This window comes from Gordonibacter urolithinfaciens (genome assembly GCF_900199375.1).
Taxonomy (GTDB): domain Bacteria; phylum Actinomycetota; class Coriobacteriia; order Coriobacteriales; family Eggerthellaceae; genus Gordonibacter; species Gordonibacter urolithinfaciens.
On sequence record NZ_LT900217.1, the window covers coordinates 1,296,034 to 1,314,672 of the forward strand.

At 66.7% G+C, this 18,639-nt stretch carries 12 protein-coding genes; 3 read left to right on the forward strand and 9 right to left on the reverse strand.

Annotated elements, in window-relative coordinates; all coding sequences use genetic code 11:
• Positions 1-45 precede the first annotated feature (45 nt).
• Complete coding sequence (locus tag BN3560_RS05700) at positions 46-1,395, reverse strand: L-cysteine desulfidase family protein (RefSeq protein ID WP_096227342.1); 1,350 nt, start codon at positions 1,393-1,395, stop codon at positions 46-48.
• Between the two features lie 148 nt (positions 1,396-1,543).
• Between BN3560_RS05700 and BN3560_RS05705 the strand changes: the two genes are divergently transcribed.
• Complete coding sequence (locus BN3560_RS05705; RefSeq protein ID WP_096227343.1) at positions 1,544-3,340, forward strand: putative bifunctional diguanylate cyclase/phosphodiesterase; 1,797 nt, start codon at positions 1,544-1,546, stop codon at positions 3,338-3,340.
• A 165-nt stretch (positions 3,341-3,505) separates the two neighbouring features.
• Positions 3,506-7,753, forward strand: coding sequence for an EAL domain-containing protein (locus BN3560_RS14470; RefSeq protein WP_096227344.1), 4,248 nt, complete (start codon positions 3,506-3,508; stop codon positions 7,751-7,753).
• 8 nt (positions 7,754-7,761) lie between these two features.
• Here BN3560_RS14470 and BN3560_RS05715 read toward each other — a convergent pair whose 3' ends face one another.
• From BN3560_RS05715 to BN3560_RS05740, 6 genes are all read right to left on the reverse strand, one after another.
• The gene (locus BN3560_RS05715; RefSeq protein WP_096227345.1) at positions 7,762-8,652 is read right to left on the reverse strand and encodes a dimethyl sulfoxide reductase anchor subunit family protein; all 891 of its coding nucleotides are present in this window, start codon (positions 8,650-8,652) and stop codon (positions 7,762-7,764) included.
• Positions 8,653-8,660: 8 nt separating this feature from the next.
• Positions 8,661-9,314, reverse strand: a complete 654-nt coding sequence (gene dmsD, locus BN3560_RS05720; RefSeq protein ID WP_096227346.1) for a Tat proofreading chaperone DmsD — start codon at positions 9,312-9,314, stop codon at positions 8,661-8,663.
• Positions 9,315-9,413: 99 nt separating this feature from the next.
• Positions 9,414-10,277, reverse strand: coding sequence for a dimethyl sulfoxide reductase anchor subunit family protein (locus BN3560_RS05725; protein ID WP_096227347.1), 864 nt, complete (start codon positions 10,275-10,277; stop codon positions 9,414-9,416).
• Between the two features lies 1 nt (position 10,278).
• Positions 10,279-10,899: a 4Fe-4S dicluster domain-containing protein gene (locus BN3560_RS05730; RefSeq protein ID WP_087190159.1), complete on the reverse strand. Its 621-nt coding sequence runs from the start codon at positions 10,897-10,899 to the stop codon at positions 10,279-10,281.
• Positions 10,900-10,924: 25 nt separating this feature from the next.
• A complete protein-coding gene (locus BN3560_RS05735; protein ID WP_096227348.1) occupies positions 10,925-13,339 on the reverse strand; it encodes a DMSO/selenate family reductase complex A subunit in 2,415 nt (804 codons plus the stop codon).
• Between the two features lie 233 nt (positions 13,340-13,572).
• Positions 13,573-14,157 (reverse strand): 4Fe-4S dicluster domain-containing protein, encoded by a 585-nt coding sequence (locus tag BN3560_RS05740; protein WP_157780548.1) that lies wholly within the window; start codon positions 14,155-14,157, stop codon positions 13,573-13,575.
• 223 nt (positions 14,158-14,380) lie between these two features.
• On the opposite strand from BN3560_RS05740, the gene BN3560_RS05745 reads away from it, so the two are divergent.
• Positions 14,381-15,967: a helix-turn-helix transcriptional regulator gene (locus tag BN3560_RS05745; RefSeq protein ID WP_096227349.1), complete on the forward strand. Its 1,587-nt coding sequence runs from the start codon at positions 14,381-14,383 to the stop codon at positions 15,965-15,967.
• Positions 15,968-16,468: 501 nt separating this feature from the next.
• Here the strand turns inward: BN3560_RS05745 and BN3560_RS05750 are convergent.
• Positions 16,469-17,473 (reverse strand): DmsC/YnfH family molybdoenzyme membrane anchor subunit, encoded by a 1,005-nt coding sequence (locus BN3560_RS05750; protein WP_096227350.1) that lies wholly within the window; start codon positions 17,471-17,473, stop codon positions 16,469-16,471.
• A 233-nt stretch (positions 17,474-17,706) separates the two neighbouring features.
• A complete protein-coding gene (dapB, locus tag BN3560_RS05755) occupies positions 17,707-18,507 on the reverse strand; it encodes a 4-hydroxy-tetrahydrodipicolinate reductase (protein ID WP_096227351.1) in 801 nt (266 codons plus the stop codon).
• Positions 18,508-18,639 lie beyond the last annotated feature (132 nt).

The window sequence follows — 18,639 nt, forward strand, 5'->3', positions numbered from 1 at the left end:
CGGATCTCTCGGGAAGGGGGCGTGATTCCGCCCCCTTCCCCTCCCCTACGAGCCCAGCATGATCCTGATGATCTCGTCGTTGGTGGCGCGCATGCCGTCGCGGCCGAGGCGGGCGATGCTGTCGATGGTGTTCTCCACGCCCTTCTTCACGATGCCGTCGCCGCCGTAGAACTGCTGGCCGTCGCGGTACATCACGTAGCCGAGGATGCCGGCGTTCACCGAGAAGGCTATCTTGCCGGCGCACGAGGGCTTCGCGCCGTCGCACACCATGCCCGCCACGATGGACAGCGCGTTCACCACGGCGTGGCAGGCCTCCTTGTAGCCGCCGCCGTCCAGATACGCGATGCCGGCGCCCGCCGCCGCGCCCGCGCACACCGCGCCGCAGAACGCCGACAGCCGGCCGATGCCCGTCTTCTGATGGATGGCCACGAGGTTCGAGAGCACCAGCGCACGGTAGAGCTGCTCGTCGCTCGACCCCAGCTCGCGCGCGTACACGATGAGCGGCACCGACACGGTGATGCCCTGGTTGCCGCTGCCCGAGTTGATGACCACCGGCAGCTCGCAGCCGCTCATGCGCGCGTCGGACGCCGCTGCGGCGCACGCGCAGGCGCGCACCTTCACGTCGTCGCCGTAGGCGCCCAGCATGACGCTGCCGATGTTCGCGCCCCAGTCGCCGGCCAGCCCCTCGTCGGCCACGGCGCCGTTGCAGGCGATCTGCCGGTCGAGCAGCTCGCGCACGTCGTCCACGTCCACGGTCATGGCGAAGTCCCAGATACCGGCCATCGAAAGCAGGCCGCGGTCGGTCATGCCCTCGGCCGCGCCGCCCTCCGACGCAGGCGCGGCATCGCGCAGCACCTCGCCGTCGCGCTCCTCGCGCACGATGTTCGTGTGGAAGTCGGCGATGCGCACGAGCGCGCTGCGCGCCGGACCGCCCGCCGCGGCCCCGGCGCCCGCGCCGCCGCCCGCGGCCCCGGCGCCGTCGGCAGCCTCCGCGGCGAACGCGCGCACGACGATGTCGAAGTCGAGGCCCGAGTCGGCGCGCTCCACCGCGATGGGCGTGCGCCCCAGATAGGCGACGACCTCCTCCACGTCGGCCGGCGACACGTCGGCGATCACCTCCAGGCTGCGGCCGGCCTCCCCCGCCACGATGCCGGCTGCCGCCGCGGCCTCGATGCCCTTCAAGCCGCCCGTATGGGGCACCACCACGCTCTTCGCGTTCTTGATGATGCTGCCGCTGGCCGCCACGTGCACGCGGGTCGGCTCGGCTCCCAGCAGCTCGCGCGCCCTCGCCGCCGCCAGCGCGATGGCGATAGGCTCCGTGCACCCCATCGCCGCGATAAGCTCTTCTTCCAAAATGGAAACGTAGGCGCCGTAGCGCTCGTCGGTCCGCTCCATGATCCGCCTTCCCGCCGGTTACGATTCCCCCATGATAGCACGCGACCCCCGCTGGGCGCTTAACGTCAAATTGATGCCGGCAACACCGGGAGCCGTCGCTATAATATGATGCAATTGCGCTCGCGCGCTGAACAACAAGGAGGTCCGCTTGAAGAAGCGGAGTAGGCTGGGCAAGGGGTTTATCGTCATCGCCTTCTGGGTGCTGGGCGTAGCCATACTCATGTTCACCCTCGCGCAGGTGCGCGACTTCGCCGGCATCATCAACGACTCGGGCGTCGTGCGCGGCGGCACGCAGCGCGTGGTGAAGATGGAGCTGGCCGGCCGGCCGGCGCCGTCCACCGAGCAGCGCGTGACCTCGCTGCTGGAGAAACTGGCCGAGAACGAGGAAAACCGCCTGTACAAGGGCCCCGAAACCTACGAGTTCATGGACAACCTGGCCGCCGTCGACTCGCAATGGAAGCTCATCGAGGACGAGATCGATGCCCTGCACCGCGGGGAGGGATCCGCCGAGCGGCTGCTGGACCTGAGCGAGACGCACTTCACCCTGGCCGACGCCATGGTGCTCTCCGCCCAGAAGCGCGCCGAGCGAGACTTCCTCGTGACGGGCGCCATCTGCACCGTGCTGTTCCTCACCGCCGCCACCATCATGCTGTTCATGCGCAACGACCGCATCTCGAAGCTCAAGACCGCCTACTTCACCGACCCGCTCACGAGGCGCAAGAACATGCTGGCCTTCGAGGAGCAGGGGCAGCAGCTCGTGTCCAGCGCCCCCGGGGGCACGTACCTGGTGGCGTACACGAACGTGCTGAACTTCCGCTACATCAACGAGACGTACGGCTACGAGTCCGGCGACAAGCTCATCCTGACGTTGGCCCGCCTGCTGGACAATGCCTGCCGGCGCGACGAGCTGGCGACGCACGGCAACGCGGACCACTTCGTGCTGCTGCGCAACGACCCGCAGCGCATCGAGAAGCTGCACGGGCACATCGAGGCGAAGCTGCGCGCCACCCCCGACCTTCACTTCACGGGCATCCTCTCTTTCGGCTGCGGCGTGTGCGAGGTCGAGCAGCCCAGCGACAGCATCCCGCTCCTGGTGAGCAACGCCATAGCCGTGATGAAGGAGTCGCCCGACAAGGAGGGCATCTCGCGCTACGACCAGGTGTTCCGCAACGCCGTGGAGCTTAAGAACCGCATCGAGCAGCACGAGGACGAGGCGCTGGCGAACCGCGAGTTCCAGCTGTACCTGCAGCCGAAGAACCATCTGGCCGACGGCGCGCTCGCCGGGGCGGAGGCGCTTGTGCGCTGGAATTCGCCCAAGCTGGGCTTCCTCCCGCCCGACTCGTTCATCCCCCTCTTCGAGAAGAACGGGTTCATCGTGCAGCTCGACTTCTACATGCTCAAGCGCGTGTGCCAAACCTATCCGATGACCGTACCCGGCACCGGCGAAGCGCTCGTGGTGTCCGTGAACTTCTCCCGTGTCACCATCATGCGCGAGGGCTTCATCGAGCGCCTGCTGCACGTGGTGGACAGCGCCCGCATCCCCCACGAGGCCATCGAGGTCGAAGTCACCGAAAGCGCGTTCGTCATGGACGAGGACGCGGTCATCAACAAGCTCGAGACGCTCAAGGCCATGGGCTTCCGCCTGGCCATGGACGACTTCGGTACCGGCTACTCGTCGCTCAACCTGCTGCGCAAACTGCCCATCGACGTGCTCAAGATCGACCGCGGCTTCCTCTCCGAGAACACCGACCCGAGCCGATCGCGCTCCGTGCTGAAGGGCGTGCTGGACATGGCCGGCGACCTCGGGCTGGTCACCGTGTGCGAAGGCGTGGAAACGGAGGAGCAGGCCTCCATGCTGAGAGAGCTGGGCTGCCCGGTGGCCCAGGGCTACGTGTTCTCCAAGCCCCTGCCGGAGGGGGAGTTCCGCACCCGCTACGGACTTTGAGGGCCGAACCGCGCGTTGACCGGGCACGGCGATACCCGACTATTTTCATAGCCATGCACCTTTTCTCAGGCGACGCACCGTACAACCGGATACAATGGGAGCTGTTCTCCCCGCAGCACCCAGTCCGGCTTCGGGAGATCGGCCACCTCGGTTAGGAGCAGGTACATGGGCGACGACGCTTCGGGGAACCCTTCGACGCACCGGCACACGTACGTCATCGACCGCGACCATCGCGTCGTGTACATGGACCAGGCAGCGCACCGTGCCTTCCCCCGCGGCCAGGTGGGCTCCATCTGCTACGAGGCGTTCCGCGGCGCAAGCGAGCCCTGCGATGACTGCCCCTGGCACGGGCACGAGAGCAACAGCGGGGACGCCACCCAGACCGTCATCTTCAGCGCGCGGCGCGATAGGTGGTACGAGATCACGTGCCTCGAGGTTGACTGGTTCGACCGCGGCCCCTGCGTGCTGTTCTCGGGCCGGCCCGTTGACGACCGGAGCCGCAGCCTGTTCTCCACGCTGAGGGAGCCGTCGTCCTACGACGAGCTGTTCGAGATCAACGTGACGGGCGACACGTACAAGGTGCTGTACCACGAGCCCGGCAAGTACGCCATGCCGCCGCTCTCGGGAGAGCTCGGCGCCATGTTCGACGACGTGTTGAGGAACATGATCAATCCCGAGGACCGCGAGCGGTTCCAGCGGTTCTGGGACTTCGACACCCTGCTCGAGCGTATCGAGGAGGAGGACGGCGCGCTGCGCGGCGAGTTCCGCAAGCTGCGGTGCAACGGCAGCTGGGGGTGGGTGGCGCAGACCGTCGTGTCGGTGAAGCGCGGCGAGGGCGGCGAGACCGTGGTCATGTGCTTCATCGCCGACATCGACGCCGAGGTGCGCGCCCGCGAGGAGCACGCCGAGAACGCCCAGATAAGGCAGCTTCGCGAACGTGACCAGCTCACCGGCATCTACAACGCCGCCACGTTCTACGCGAAGGCCAGCGCGCTGCTCGAAGCGCACCCCGAGCGCTGCCACGAGGCGATCTACCTGGACATCGAGCACTTCAAGCTGTTCAACGAGTGGCACGGTCGCGAGGCCGGCGACGAGATGCTGCGCGCCATAGCCAATCGCCTCTCCAACCTGGCCGAGCGCTACGAGGGCGTGGCGGGCTACCTGGGCGGCGACGACTTCGCGCTCGTACTGCCCCACGGCACCATAACCGAGGACGCCGTCGACCGCCAGCTGAAGCTGCCTCCCTTCGACTCCGAGGACGCCATCGGGTTCCGCCCCGCCATCGGCGTGTGCTCCGTCGAGGAAGCGGGACGCTCCATCAGCACCGCCTGCGACCACGCCATGCTGGCCATGGCCACCGTCAAGAACACGTACGCCAAGCGCGTGGCCTGGTACGAGGAATCCATGTCCGAAGAGCTGAAGAACGAGGCGAAGCTGCTGCTGGAGGTGAAGCAAGCGCTGAAGAACCGCGAGTTCGTGCCGTACTGGCAGCCCCAGTGCAGCACCCGCACGGGGCGCATCGTGGGCCTCGAGGCGCTCGTGCGCTGGCAGCACCCGGAGCGCGGGGTGGTCATGCCGGGAGCCTTCATCCCCGTGCTCGAGCGCAGCGGGTTCATAGCCAGCCTCGACCTGTACGTATGGGACGAGGTGTGTCGGCACCTGCGCTCGTGGATCGACCGTGGCTGCCGGCCCATCCCCGTGTCCGCGAACATCTCGAGGGCCGACCTGTACGCCATCGACGTGGTGGACACGCTCGAAGGCCTGGTGGGCACGTACGGCCTCGACCACAGCCTGCTGGAGCTGGAGATCACCGAAAGCGCCTATGCCGAGGACCGAAAGATGGCCGAGGCGGTGAGCAGGCTGAAAGCGCTCGGCTTCACCATCCTCATGGACGACTTCGGCAGCGGCTACTCATCGCTCAACATGCTGAAGGACATCACCGTCGACATACTCAAGATCGACATGGGCTTCCTGAACCGCAACGACAACACGCGACGCAGCGAGAGCATCCTCGAGGCCGTCGTGTCCATGGCCCGCCTCATGGACCTGCGCATCATCGCCGAAGGCGCCGAGACGAAGGAACAGGTGGGTTTTCTGCAGGACATCGGCTGCGACTACGCCCAGGGCTACTACTTCCACCGCCCCATGGACACCGAGCATCTTGAGACCCTGCTCGCCCAGCCCGACGCCGTGGACTTCCGCGGCGTGCTCGCGCCCATGATGGAGCTTATCGACATGGACGCCCTGCTGAACGAGGACGAGACGAGCAGAACCCTCGTCGACAACCTCATCGGCGGCATGGCCGTGTACGCCGTCTACCCCGACCGCTTCGAGCTGCTGCAGGTGAACAACTCGTACTATCGCGTGACCGGTTGCAACGCCGTCGACCTGCACGAGCGCCAGCGGTACATCTTCCGCCAGGTGCACCCCGACGACCGGGACCTCGTCATGAGCCTGTTCGAGCAGGCCGAGCAGCACCCCGTGTCGGGCTCCGAGGGAACGATCCGCCGCTACCGCCTGTGCGGGGACCTCATGTGGCTGCACATGAAGGTGTTCTTCCTCAGACGCGAGCAGGACCGCAGCATCTTCTTTGCCTCGCTCTCGGACGTGACGGGCCAGAAGGAGCAGGAGCTGGAGCTGCGCTCTTCGCAAACCGCGCTGAACGACGTGCTGGGCCTGCCGTCCGCCGAAAGGGCGCTCGACGACATGTCGTCCGAAAATCGCCAGGTGGCAGCCCAGATATTCCTGGAAAACGTGCCGGGCGGCCTCATAGGGGGCTACTGCGAGGAGGGCTTCCCCATCCTGTTCGCCAACGAGGAGATAGCCCGCATGGCGGGCTACGACACGTCGGCGGAGCTCATCGAGGCGCTCGACGGCAAGGTGGGCAACTCCATCCATCCCGACGACCTGCCGCACGTCATGGAGGACATCGGGCCGGACTACTACGAGGGCCTCGACTACACCACCCAGTACCGCATGCCCCGCAAGGACGGGTCCTGGTTCTGGGTGGCCGACCACGGAAGGGTCGTCCGAACGAAGAACGGTCGCCTGGCCATCGCCAGCGTCTGCCTCGACATCGACGACTCCGTGCGCATGCAGCAGGAACTGGCCCTGGACGACGAGATGCTGCACCGTATCATCCTCCAGGCCAGCCTGAACGTGTGGATATGCGACGTGGAGCACGACCGCCTGACGTTCCAGAACCTCTCGTCCGACGGGTTGGCGGCGCTGCTGGCCTCCGCGGACCGCTTTGCCCCCGAGCAGGGCGCTGCGACCGCCGACCGGGCGGGACGCATGCTCAGGCGCCTGGCGCGCGAGGCCCTGCACGACGGCGTGCCCGTCCGCGAGATAGAGGCGCCGGCCGAGGACGGCGACCCAACCCGGCTGCGCGTAACCTGCGAGGCCGTGCCCGACGGCACCGGCAGGCCCGTGCGCGTGATCGGCTATATCGAGAACGTCGCCCAGAGCGGCCCCGACACGGAAAGCGATTTGTTCGAGATGCTGAAGGGCCGGGCCGTGGACCACTGGTGCGTCAACCTGCGCACGCACAGCTTCCTGGACGCGTCGGACCGCCGGGCGTGGAGGCGGGCAGTGGGCGCCGTGCTGGAGGACTGGACGGACACCACGCCGGCCGAGCGCATCGGGCGCACGGTGCGCACCGTGAAGGACGCGGAGGCGGTCAAGTCGTTCCTCGACTTCGATGCCATGCTCGCACGCTTCGAAGACGGGGTGCTGTTCGACTCGCTGGAGTACCGCCAGGAGGACGAGCGGGGCGAGCGCTGGATGGAGCTGGGCTACCGCCTTATCCGCATCGAGGCGGGCGGCGACGTGTACGCCTACCTTTCCGTGACCGACATCGACCGGCGCAAGCGCCGTGAGCTCGATCTGGAGGACAAGGCTCGCCACGATGCGCTCACGGGGCTGCTGAACCGCCAGACCGGCGCGGCGCTGCTGCCGGAAGCCCTGGCGAAGACGCTGCGCAAGGGCACCGCGGGCGCGTTCGTCATCATCGACTTGGACGACTTCAAGCTGGTCAACGACCGCCACGGCCACCTGTCCGGCGACACGGCGCTGGCCGACGTGGGTCGGCACCTGCGCAGCGCGTTCCGAAAGAACGACCTGGTGTGCCGCTGGGGCGGCGACGAGTTCATCGTGTACTGCGACGACATCACGCGGGCCAGCCTGGCGCGGCGCGTGGGCGCGCTGTGCGGCAAGCCGTGGACGACCAAGGTGAGGGGCGGCACCACCATCGAGGTGTCCGCCTCGGCCGGCGTCGTGCTCGTGCCCAAGCAGGGCACGGAGTTCAAAACGGTGTACGACCGCGCCGACGCGGCGCTGTACCGGGCGAAGTCGATGGGCAAGGCGCACTTCTGCTTCTACGAGCCCGGCATCCCGTCGCCCCTCGCCGATTAAGCCCGGGCCTACACGCCCAGCCCCACCGTCAGGTGCATCATGTAGAACGCGAAGCGCATGACGAAGATGCCGGCCAGCACGAGCACGCACGCCGCGCTGGCGCGGCCGACGCCCAGGGAGCGCCGGCCCTCGAGCGCGCGGTTTAGCAAGACCTGCGCGTCAAGGCCGATGCCCGCGAGCACCAGCACGCCGAACGCGGCGATCATGAGACCGTAGTACGGCACGAGGTCCGAGGCGGCGAGGAACGCGTTCGCAATGCGCGGCAAGTCGGCGCTCTGCAGCCCGAACGACACGAGGTTCGCGGCAAGGGCCGCCGCCGACAGCGCCAGCAGCGTGCGCCCGAAACGGCCGCACGCCGGCTCCCAACGCGCGGCGCGCAGGCCCACGAGCGCAAGAACCGGACCGCCCACCAGCGCGTTCAGCCACAGGTTCAACGGCACGTACACCGTGTACCACGACACGATGGTCTCGGCGCTGTAGGCGAAGGCCACGGACGTGACGAACACGATGCCCGCCGCCATGGCCAGCGCCATCCAGGGGCGCTGCAGCCCGACGCGCGGCTGCTCGGCGAACGAGTAGAGCCAGTAAACCCCTGCCAGAGCCAAGAACACCACGGCGCAGAACACCTCGGTGGAAAGCGGGCTGCGGCCCACTCCCAGGAACACGTAGAGAGCGTTCGCCGGATTGCCCAAGTGGGTGGCCGAGGCCACGAGCCCCACCATGGTGGTGACCAGCGGTATGCTTAGGAACTGGTTGATGCGCTGCCGCGCGTCGGCCGGCATGCCCGTCCGAAGAAGCGGCAGGCCCATGAGGATGAACGCGACGACGCCCGACGGTGCGAGCGTCGTGAACAGGACGAGCGTTATCTCGCCCAGCGCCGTGCCCATCCCCGACAGCATGGCCCCTCCTAGCGGTAGAACCGCGGGTAGGCCACGTCGAGGGCGCGCTCGGACTGGATGCCCTCGAGGCTCGCCTTCGCCAGGCGCGCTAGTCCCTCGTAGAACGGCTGCTCCGCGGCCTCGGCCAGCTCGTCCAGGAAGTGCGACGACCACGGCAGCAGGTGCAGGCGCAGGAAGTCGTCCAACGCCTCGGGGCGGTTGCGGGCTATCCACGCCATGAGCACGAGCATGAGGCCGATGTGGTCCTCGGGGGTCTTGTCGTCCACGAGCCGCTCGATACCCTGCGCGCGCATCCAGGCGCGCAGCGCGAGCGTGCTCTCGCCGAACACGACGCACTCGCGGTCGGTGTACACCGAACCCCACGGCGGTGCCGGCTTCGGCGCCGGGCCCACGAACAGGCGGCGGTACTCCCACACCAGGTCGTCGTCCTCGACACCGCGCGCAAGCCCCTCTTTCATGAGCGCCAGGTCGCCATGCGCCTCGGTCTCTTCCGCGAACGGCCACTCCGCGGCGGCTGCATCCACGTCGAGCGCTGCCAGCGCCTGGAACGCTGCGCCGGCCTCGCCCGTCTTCGGGTCCTGCAGGAAGAACGGCCCCAGCGTCTCGCCCACGAAGGCGATGCCCTCGAGCATGTCCCGGCCGTCCTGCATGTTCTCGTCCATAGTTCGTCCCCTCCGTCGAAACCAGCAAGGTACGCCACATTGTAGCGTACCTTGCCTCCGTCAAAGTATTCGTTTCGGAACCGTGCCGGCGCGCCTTCCCTAGAAGCTCAGGCCCACGGAAAGCTGCACGGCATAGAACACGAGGCGGGCGACGAAGATGCCGATCACGGCCATGACCGCTCCGAAACCGGCCATCGCCACCGGGCTCTTGCCCAGAAGCGCTGCCACGGTGCCCGCCGCCGCCAGCACGAGGCTGGCCACGGCCACCGCAAGGTAGATGGTGACGTCTGCCACGAGGTCGGCACCGGACACGAGGGCGTTCTCCATGCCGCCCACGCCCATGACCTGGACGCAGAACCCACCGATGGCGAGCACCGCGCCGGCTGCGGCCACCACGATGCCGGCCGTCTTGAACGAGCCCTTAAGCGCATCGGGGAGCGCGCCGGCAAGGCCCAGCACCAGCGTGCCCAGCGGCATACCGCCCAGCAGGGCGAAGCCCAGCAGCTGCACCACCACGAGCGGCGAGTTCCACGAGGCGATGGTCTCCATCACATAGGCCATGCCGGTGAAGCAGGCGAACACGGCGGCGGCCACGGCCACCACGGCCACGAAGCCCTTGCGCGCGCCGCCGGAGAGCTTGCCAGCCAGTGCCAGGATCACGTACACCAGGGCCAGCACCACGAACAGCGAGCCCACGAGGATCTCGTTCGACAGCGGCGAGGAGCCGATGCCGGCGAACACGCCCGCCGCGTGCAGCGGCGAGGCCAGGTGGAAGAACGAGGCGGCAAAGCCCACGAGCACCACGACGAACGGGATGAGCGTCATGCGGTCGATCTTCTTCACCTGGTCGTCGGTGAACGTCGTGGTGAAGAAGGCCAGCGCGAGCGCGATGAAGGCGCCGGCGCCCATCGGGGCCAGGGTCGTGAACAGCGCCAGAGGCAGTTCGGCGAATGCGGCCTCCATGCTACATCACCTCCAGGGGGTTGACGACCTTGCCGTCGGCGCTGCCGGCAGGCTTGGCGTCCGCGGAAGGCTTGATGTACAGGTTCGGGTTCGTGTAGTGCGGCTCGGGCAGCGGCGCGATGTTACCGCGCTCGCCCACCTTGGACATCTCCTCCACCGTGCCGAAGTCGAGCGCGCGGGCCGGGCAGGCCTCCACGCACACCGGCTTCTCGCCGGCCGCCACGCGCTCGGCGCAGCCGTCGCACTTCACGGAGTGGCCCTTGGAGCGGTCCACCTTCGGCGCGTTGTACGGGCAGGCCATGTGGCAGTAGCCGCAGCCCACGCACTTGTCGGCGTCCACGGACACGAGGCCCGTCTCCGCATCCTTGTGCATGGCGCCCGTGGGGCACACCTTCGTGCACGCCGGGTCGTCGCAGTGGTTGCACGACAGCGACAGCGGGTAGCTCGTGCACGTGGAGGTGAAGCAGCCGTTGGCGTCCCTCACCGTCTCGCCGCTCGTCACCTCGTACACTTTGCGGTACGCGACGCCCAGGTCAAGATCCTTGTAATCCTTGCAGGCCATCTCGCAGGTCTTGCAACCGGTGCAGCGAGTGCCGTCGAAAGAAAATGCGTAATGCGTCATGATCTATCCTCTCCTTTCCTCGCCGCTATGCCTTCACGACTTCGCAGATGTTCGTGTGCTGCGGGTTGCCCTTCGACAGGGGCGAGGGACGCTGGGTCGTGAGCGTGTTGATGCTGCCGCCCTTGTCCACGCGGTCGCCCGCCATGTCGGCGTCGTGCCACGCACCCTGGGAAACCGCCACCGTGCCGGGAACCACGCGGGGCGTGACCTTGGCCAACAGCTCGATCTCGCCGAACTCGTTCTTCACGCGCACCGTGTCGCCCTGCTCGATGCCGCGGGGCTCCGCATCCACCGGGTTGATCCAGGCTTCCTGCGGGTTGACCTCCTTGAGCTCGGGCATGAAGCCCCACGAGCTGTGGATGCGGCCGCGGTAGTGGAAGCCGGACAGCGCGAGCGGGTACTCGTCGGTCGTGTTCTCCACGCCGTACCACTCGGGCAGGTACACGGGGATCGGCGGCATGGTGTCCAGACCGGGCAGCGTGTCGTCGGCCTCGAGCTCCCAGCCCTCGGTGAACTTGAGCAGCTTCTCGGAGAAGATCTCGATCTTGCCGGACGGCGTGTCCAGCTTGTTCGCCACCGGGTCGTCGCGGAACTTCTTCATGGACACCACCGGCGCGTGCTCCTCGATATACACGCCCATCTCCACAGCCTCATCCCAGGTGGGGAGCTTCGGGCTCTTCTCGCGCGCCTTCTCGTACTGCTCCTTGATGCGCTCTTCCTCGGTCTTGCCCTCGGTGAACTCGTCGGCCACGCCGAACTTCTCGGCCATGAGCGTGGCCATCTCGTAGGCGGTCTTGCGCTCGAACTTGGGCGACGTGCAGGCCGTGCCCGTGATCATGTAGCCCGTGTCGGAGCCGGTGGAGATCTGCGAGGTCTGCTCGAAGCGGAACAGGTCGGGCAGGATGACGTCGGAGTACTTCAGCGAGTCGCACATGACCGTGTCGATGCCCAGGATGAACTCGCATTTGCTCTCGTCGGCCAGGACGTCGTGCGCCTTGTTGATGTCGGAGTGCTGGTTGGTCAGGCAGTTGCCGGCGTAGTTGATCATGTACTTGATGTTCACCTTGAGCGCGTCGGCGTTCTTCACGCCGGCGTTCTTCAACGTCATCTCGGTACCATGGTCGATGGCATCGGTGAACAGGAAGCACGGGATGGACGTCTTCACCGGGTTCTTGCCGGCATCCATGGACACGCTCGCCGGGCTCGTGCGGTCCTCGCGGGTGCCGTTGTTCGTGCCGGGCAGGCCGATCTGGCCCACCAGGCAGGGCAGCGCCATGATGGCCCAGGCCGTCCACTCGCCGTTGCTGCGGCGCTGCGGGCCCCAGCCCTGGTTCACGTAGAGGGGCTTCGTCGTGCCGATCTCCTCGGCCAGCTCCTCGATGCGCTCGGCCGGGATGCCGGTGATCTTGGCGGCCCACTCGGGCGTCTTCTCCACCATGTCGTAGCCCTCGCCCATGATGTAGGCGTAGTAGGACATGTTCTTGCCCTGATAAGCCTCGGGCATGGTCTCCTCGTCGTAGCCCTGGCAGTACGTGTGCAGGAAGTCCAGGTCCACCAGGTCGTTCTTGATAAGGTAGTGGGCGATGCCGGCCACGAGCGCCGCATCGGTGCCCGGGTTGATGGGCAGCCACTGCTCGGAATGGCCCGAGATGGAGTCGTTCATGCGGTAGTCGATCATGTATATCTTCGCGCCCGTGCGCTCGCGCAGGTGCACCCAGTCGTAGTGCGTGGTCAGGCCGCCCTGGCGCGTCTCGGTGGGGCTGGAGCCGAAGATAAGCACGAGCTTGGCGTCCTCGGCCGTCTTGAACGAGCTGCCGCCGTTGCCCTTGGAGCCGTACATATACGGCGTGATGCAGGAGATCTGCGCCGTGGAGTAGCTGTTATAAAAGTTCAGATAGCCGCCCACGAGATTCAGGAAGCGGTTGAACGGACGCGACGTGGTGGCCGACACGCCGGTGGCGTAGGGCACGTACACAGCCTCGTTGCCGTACTTCTCGATGACTTCCTTGAGCTTCGTGGCCGCAAGGTCGATGGCCTCGTCCCAGCTGATCTGCTCGTATTTGCCCTCGCCGCGCTTCCCCACGCGCTTCATGGGGTAGTTGATGCGGTCGGGGCTGGCGAGCCAGCGGCGGTAGCTGCGACCGCGGAGGCAGGCGCGCGGCTGCGGGTCGTCGAAACCCGCATCCTTGCTCGTGTAGGTGTCCACCCACACCACTTCGTCATCCTGCACGTGGAACTTCAGGCTGCAACGGCCCGGGCAGTTGATGGCGCAATGGCCCCACGTGACGGTCTCCTCGGCGGCGGCATGCGCTTGCGGCACGCCCGCCCCGAAGAGCGTGTTCGTGGCGGCGACGCTGCCGCCCACGGCTGCCAGCGCGCCGAGCGCACCGGTCGTCTTCATGAACGTACGGCGGCTCAGACTCGGCATGTTGTCTGACATGACACTCCCCCTTCGATAGTCCTCGATGCGCCCTGCGCCTCCCGCGCCGGACGCCCTGCCGGTTCCGCCTTCCGGGTTCCCCCCAAGACGGCAACGGCTCCATAACGGGGCCTACCATACCCTTATCGGAGAAAACGCGTGTCACATAAAATGTGGGAACTTTGAGTATTCGCAGGTCAAATGCCTGCATGTGAGGGGTGTATGTGACAAGTTCGCACCGCCGCCCCTAAGCCTCAACGCAGTGCGCTCAGCAGCGCCGGCGGCGCCGTGAGCACGAGGCTGGGATACGTGGCGTCGGCGGGTGGCAGCGGGGGGATGCTCGCAAGCTCGCCATAGGCGGCTTGGAGGTCGCCTATCTCGCCGAAATGGAGCGCGTCTTCGGGACAGGCTTCCACGCAGGCGGGCTGCCTGCCCGCCTCTATGACGGCGGCGCAGGCATCGCAGATGACGGCCACACCGTGGCGCGGGTCGATCTTCACCACGCCGTAGGGGCACGCCTGGGCGCAGTCGCCGCATCCGGTGCAGAGCGCGGACACCACGCGCATGAGGCCGGTCCCCGGCTGCTTGCGCAACGCCTCCTCCGTGCATACGGCCATGCAGGCCGGGCGGGCGCAGTGCAGGCAGCTTACCGAGATGAAGTACGCGAACAAGGTGAGCGAGCAGGTGCCGTCGGGCGCCTCCTCCCAAACGCCGCCTTCGTACGAGGTCACGGTGCGGCAGGATAGCTCGTCCGGCACGCGGCACTGCGCGCAGCAGGCATCCACGCAGGCGCGGCATCCGATGCAGCGCACGGCGTCGACGTGAAATCCATAGGACACGTTGTTCCTTTCATCATCCCCCTCCGCTCCACAACCCATCACGTCATGGTATCGGCCGCCGCTTCCGCAACAATGCCGGCCGCCAGAGCATTCAACGAACCGTGGGCGCACCGTTGCCCCGGTGTAACACGTGCAACGGCCCTTCGGCAGGCACGGGCGAGCCCAATCGGCTATACTGCACTCCTGTCTCTCGTCGCATGGCCAATGAAACCGGGGGAGCCCTTTGCAGCCAGCAGCCATCATCCGCATATTGAAACCGAACGTCACGTCGCTCGGCTATGCGCTGTTTCTGGCCATCAACGCCGCCGGCGTATGGGGAGGCGTGTTCCCTTTCCTGCCCTTGGAGTTCCAGACGCCCGAGATCGTGTTCTGGTTCTTCCTGGCGCAGTCGCTCGTGTTCTCGGCGAGCTACTTCGCCAGCGCCTTCGGCGTGTACTTCCTGCCCAAACCCACACGGCGCTTCATGGTCATGCTGGCCGCCGCGCCATACTTCTTGGGTTGGTGCTGCCTCATTGCCGCCATCTACCTGGACGCATGGGCTTTGCCGCTCGTGGTGATAGGAGGTGGCCTGCTCGGGCTCGGCTCGGCGGGGTTCTTCATGCTATGGCAGCGCCTGTTCGCCAGCTTCGACGCCGACCACGGCAACCGCGACCTCATCGTGGGCACGGCCTATGCGGCCATCATGTACTTCGCGCTGTACCTCATACCGCAGGCGGTCACAGCCTACCTCATCCCGCTCGTGTTCCTGCCGCTGTTCGGCCTGGCCATCGTTTTGAAAAGCCGCGAGATCGACCGCGACCAGCCCATGTTCGAGGACGTGCCGCGCGACCATCCGCACGTGTACCGCACCGTGGTGCGCGACTACTGGCGCAGCGCGTTCTGCGTGGGGGCACTCGGATTCTGCACGGGCATCATGCGCTCCTTGGCCATCGGGGAGCCGCAGGTGGGAGCGCTGGTGAACGTGCTGTCCATGGCCGGCTCGCTCGTGGCGGCGGCGACGGTGCTGGTGCTGTGGCAGTTCAAGAACCTGCGCATGAACGTGGTGGGCGCCTACCGCGTGGTGTTCCCGTTCGTCATCACGTCGTTTCTGCTGCTGCCGTTCCTCATGGTGGCGTATGCGCAGTGGCTCGCGGCCATCCTGTACGCTGTGTACAGCGTGGCAATCGTGCTCATGATGATACAGTGCGCGCAGGCATCGCGCGACCGCGGCATCAACCCCGTGTTCGTGTACGGGTTCTTCGGCGGCGTGGTGTACGCATTGCACGACGTGGGGTTCATCGGCGGGTCGTTCGCCGAGCAGATCATGGTGACGGGGATCGAGCCGGTGGCCGTGGTGGCATTGGTGGCCGTGTACCTGCTGGGGCTCATGTACTTCGTGGGGCAAGGCGGGTTCCGCCGGATATTCAGCCGCAGCAGCGACGCGGAGAGCATCGAGCTGGTGGCGCTGCGGCCCGCCGGAGAGGCGGCGCGGCCCGCCGCGAAGGCCGCCCCCTCTGCAAAGGCAGACCCCGCTGCGAAGGGCAAGCGCGCCCAGCGCGCCCCTGTCGCAAGCGAGCCCTTCTACCAGGACCGCATCTCGAAGCAGGCCGAGCTGCTGCGCCAGCACTACCGCTTGAGCGCGCGCGAGACCGAGGTCATGGAGCTCATCGCCCGCGGCAACACCGTCGCCCGCATCGCCGAGGACCTCGTGGTGTCCGAGAACACCATCCGCACGCATTCCAAGCGCATCTATACCAAGCTGGACATCCATAAGAAACAGGAGCTTTTGGACCTCATCGACTCGTTCGACCCAAGCGAGCTGGAAGGCTAGGGCTGTTCGCAGGGCGCATGCGCCGACCGTACAGCCTGCTACGCAGAAGCTTCTTCCCTCGCCTACTTTCGGCTCGCGGCCGCGTCGCTCCAGCCAGATGCGCCCGGGGACAGTCTTCGCTCTTCCCTTCTACGGAATTTCGACCCCTCCGAGTCACCGTTTTGGCCGCTTTGAAGCTCGCTCGGATTCGATGAGGGCAATCCGTTTACGCCGAACTGGGCAAACACAATCTAAAGCCTTGGAACGCCACGGGAGCAGGTCCCCAACCCAATAAAAACGCTTCAGAGCGATCGAAACGGTGACTCGGGAGAGCGCTTTTCTCGTGTATTGGGGCAGCGTGCTTTGACACTGCCCTCCATAAGGAACCGCCCCGCGAGCAGCGGGGCGGTCTCATTCGTCTTTCACGGATTGAACGAAGGCAGAGCCTGTGCGGAACCCTAGCGAGCCCAAGCGAGCCTCGATCTCGCGACTTTCGGCACGGTCCCGACGAACGCTGCGCCTTTAGAACTGCATGGCGTAGAACAGCACGCGGGCGGCAACGAGCGCAGCCAGCACCGCCACGTTGCCCAGGACCAGGTAGGGAACGGCCTTGGTCGCATCGGTCGCAGCCTGCCTGCGATAGCGCGCCTCGAGGTCCGGGACCACGTTGCCCTCGGCCGCCGGGCTGGCAGCTACCGAATCGACGCTGTTCCACGGCATGGCCGCAGCGCCCGCAGTGCTGCCGAGGGGCGCCGCGGAGCGGCCAGAGAGCGGCCCGCTCAACGCTCCGCGCATGCAGGCGAGCGCCACTACGAAACCGGCGATGGACACGATAAGGTACACCCATGCGCCTGGCAAGGCATCGGCGCCGGGGAAGATCGCAGCCACCGTGGCTTGGGCGTTCATGAGCTGTACCGTGACGGAGAAGATGGACACCACCGCGCCCACGAGCGCCGTGACGAGCGCTGCCGTGCCGAAGCGCGTCTCGCGCGCCTCGGGAAGGGCCCTCGAAGCAGCGAGCACGAGCATTCCCAGCGGCACACCGCTTGCCAGGCTGAAGCCGGCGAACCCGAGGGGCACGATGACCGAGGCCCACAGCGGGACGTCCGACATCATGTAGGCCACGCCGATGGCCACCGAGTACACCACCGCCAGCACGGCCACCACCGTGGCGAACGCCTTGCGCGCGCCGTCGGACAGCCGGCCGACCATGGCCACGACCCAGTACACCAACGCCACGACGGCGAACGCCACGGCCATGAACACCGCGAACCCGAACGCCCCGGGATCTATCCCTTGGATAACCAGAAGCGCGCTTTGCGGCGTGTTCATGAACGCGACGGCCGCGATCACACCCACTGCCAGGATGACCAGGGGAAAAAGCGTCCAGCGGTCGATGCGCCGCAAGGTCTCCGCCGAGAAGCGCGTCGTGAGGAATGCAATGGCCAAGCCGATGAACGCGCCCGAGGCCATGGGCGCGGCCGCCGTGAAGAACACGAGCGGCAGTTGCAGATACACCAGATCCATAGAACCAACCTCCTTGAAGCGCTAGGCTCCTTCGAATGCCGTCATTATCCGCGGCTATCGTAGGCGCCCCGGCGGAGGTGGCTCCGAGGTCCCCGCCGATTCCTCTAAGGCGTTGCCGGGCCGAAGCGCTCCCGCGATGCGAGCCTTCGCGGCTCCCATTTGAAGAAGCGGTTCAGCGCATGCGGGCGCCCCGGAGAGGGGCGCCAAAGGATCTTCCGGTTTTCAAGAGGCATTTAGCGCAGCCCGAAGACGTCCTGGATAGAGTAGACGCCGGCGGGCTTGCCGTCGAGGAACTGGGCGCAATCGACGGCGCCGCGGGCGAAGCAGTCGTCGCTGTAGGAGTAGTGCGTGATCTCCAGGCGCTCGCCCAGGCCGCCGAAGTACACCTTGTGGTCGCTCGTGATGTCGCCGGCGCGCAGCGAGTGGAAGCCCACGCCGCCGGGCTTGCGCGCGCCGTGGCCGCCGCGGCCGTATTCGGCCAGATCGTCCAGCGTGGTGCCCTTGAGCTCGGCGATCATGGTGCCGATGATGACGGCGGTGCCGCTGGGCGCGTCCAGCTTGTCGCGGTCGTGCTGGTCGATGATCTCGATGTCGCACTCGTCCGCAAGAGCGCGCGCGGCCGTCTCCACGAGCGCGAGCATGACGTTCACCATCTTGGAGGTGTTGCATTTGAAGATGACGGGGATACGCGCGCCCGCCGCCTCGAAGCGCTCGAACTGCTCGGGCGTGAAGCCGGTGCTGGCGGTGACGAGAGCCTTCCCGTGCTCGACGGCCAGGTCGAGCGTTTCAAGACATTGCTCCACGCTGGACACGTCGATGAGCGCGTCGCACTCGCCGATGATCGACGCGAGGTCGTCCACCACGGGGATACCCAAGTCGCGCCCGAGGCCTGCCACCTGGCCGAGGTCGCGGCCGATGTAGTCGCGCCCTGCGGGCCCCACGCCGCCAACGAGCTCCATGCCCTCGCGCTCGTCCACGAACCGGCAGATGGGCTGGCCCATCTGCCCATGGCATCCGACGACGATCACCTTCATACCGCGCTCCTTCCAACCGCGTGGCCGCATCGCCAATTGGCACGCTGCCCATTTTCGCAAGTATAAGCGGTGCGAGCGGCAAATGACCTATGGCGAGTCAACAAAGGTTGGGTCCGGTCGCCTTCCGGTGCA

Coding starts and splice junctions, on each gene's coding strand:
- BN3560_RS05700 (WP_096227342.1), bottom strand. CDS start 1,395: ATGGAGCGGACCGACGAGCGCTACGGCGCCTACGTTTCCATTTTGGAA.
- BN3560_RS05715 (WP_096227345.1), bottom strand. CDS start 8,652: ATGCTGTCGGGGATGGGCACGGCGCTGGGCGAGATAACGCTCGTCCTG.
- BN3560_RS14470 (WP_096227344.1), top strand. CDS start 3,506: ATGGGCGACGACGCTTCGGGGAACCCTTCGACGCACCGGCACACGTAC.
- BN3560_RS05735 (WP_096227348.1), bottom strand. CDS start 13,339: ATGTCAGACAACATGCCGAGTCTGAGCCGCCGTACGTTCATGAAGACG.
- BN3560_RS05750 (WP_096227350.1), bottom strand. CDS start 17,473: ATGGATCTGGTGTATCTGCAACTGCCGCTCGTGTTCTTCACGGCGGCC.
- dmsD (WP_096227346.1), bottom strand. CDS start 9,314: ATGGACGAGAACATGCAGGACGGCCGGGACATGCTCGAGGGCATCGCC.
- BN3560_RS05730 (WP_087190159.1), bottom strand. CDS start 10,899: ATGACGCATTACGCATTTTCTTTCGACGGCACTCGCTGCACCGGTTGC.
- dapB (WP_096227351.1), bottom strand. CDS start 18,507: ATGAAGGTGATCGTCGTCGGATGCCATGGGCAGATGGGCCAGCCCATC.
- BN3560_RS05725 (WP_096227347.1), bottom strand. CDS start 10,277: ATGGAGGCCGCATTCGCCGAACTGCCTCTGGCGCTGTTCACGACCCTG.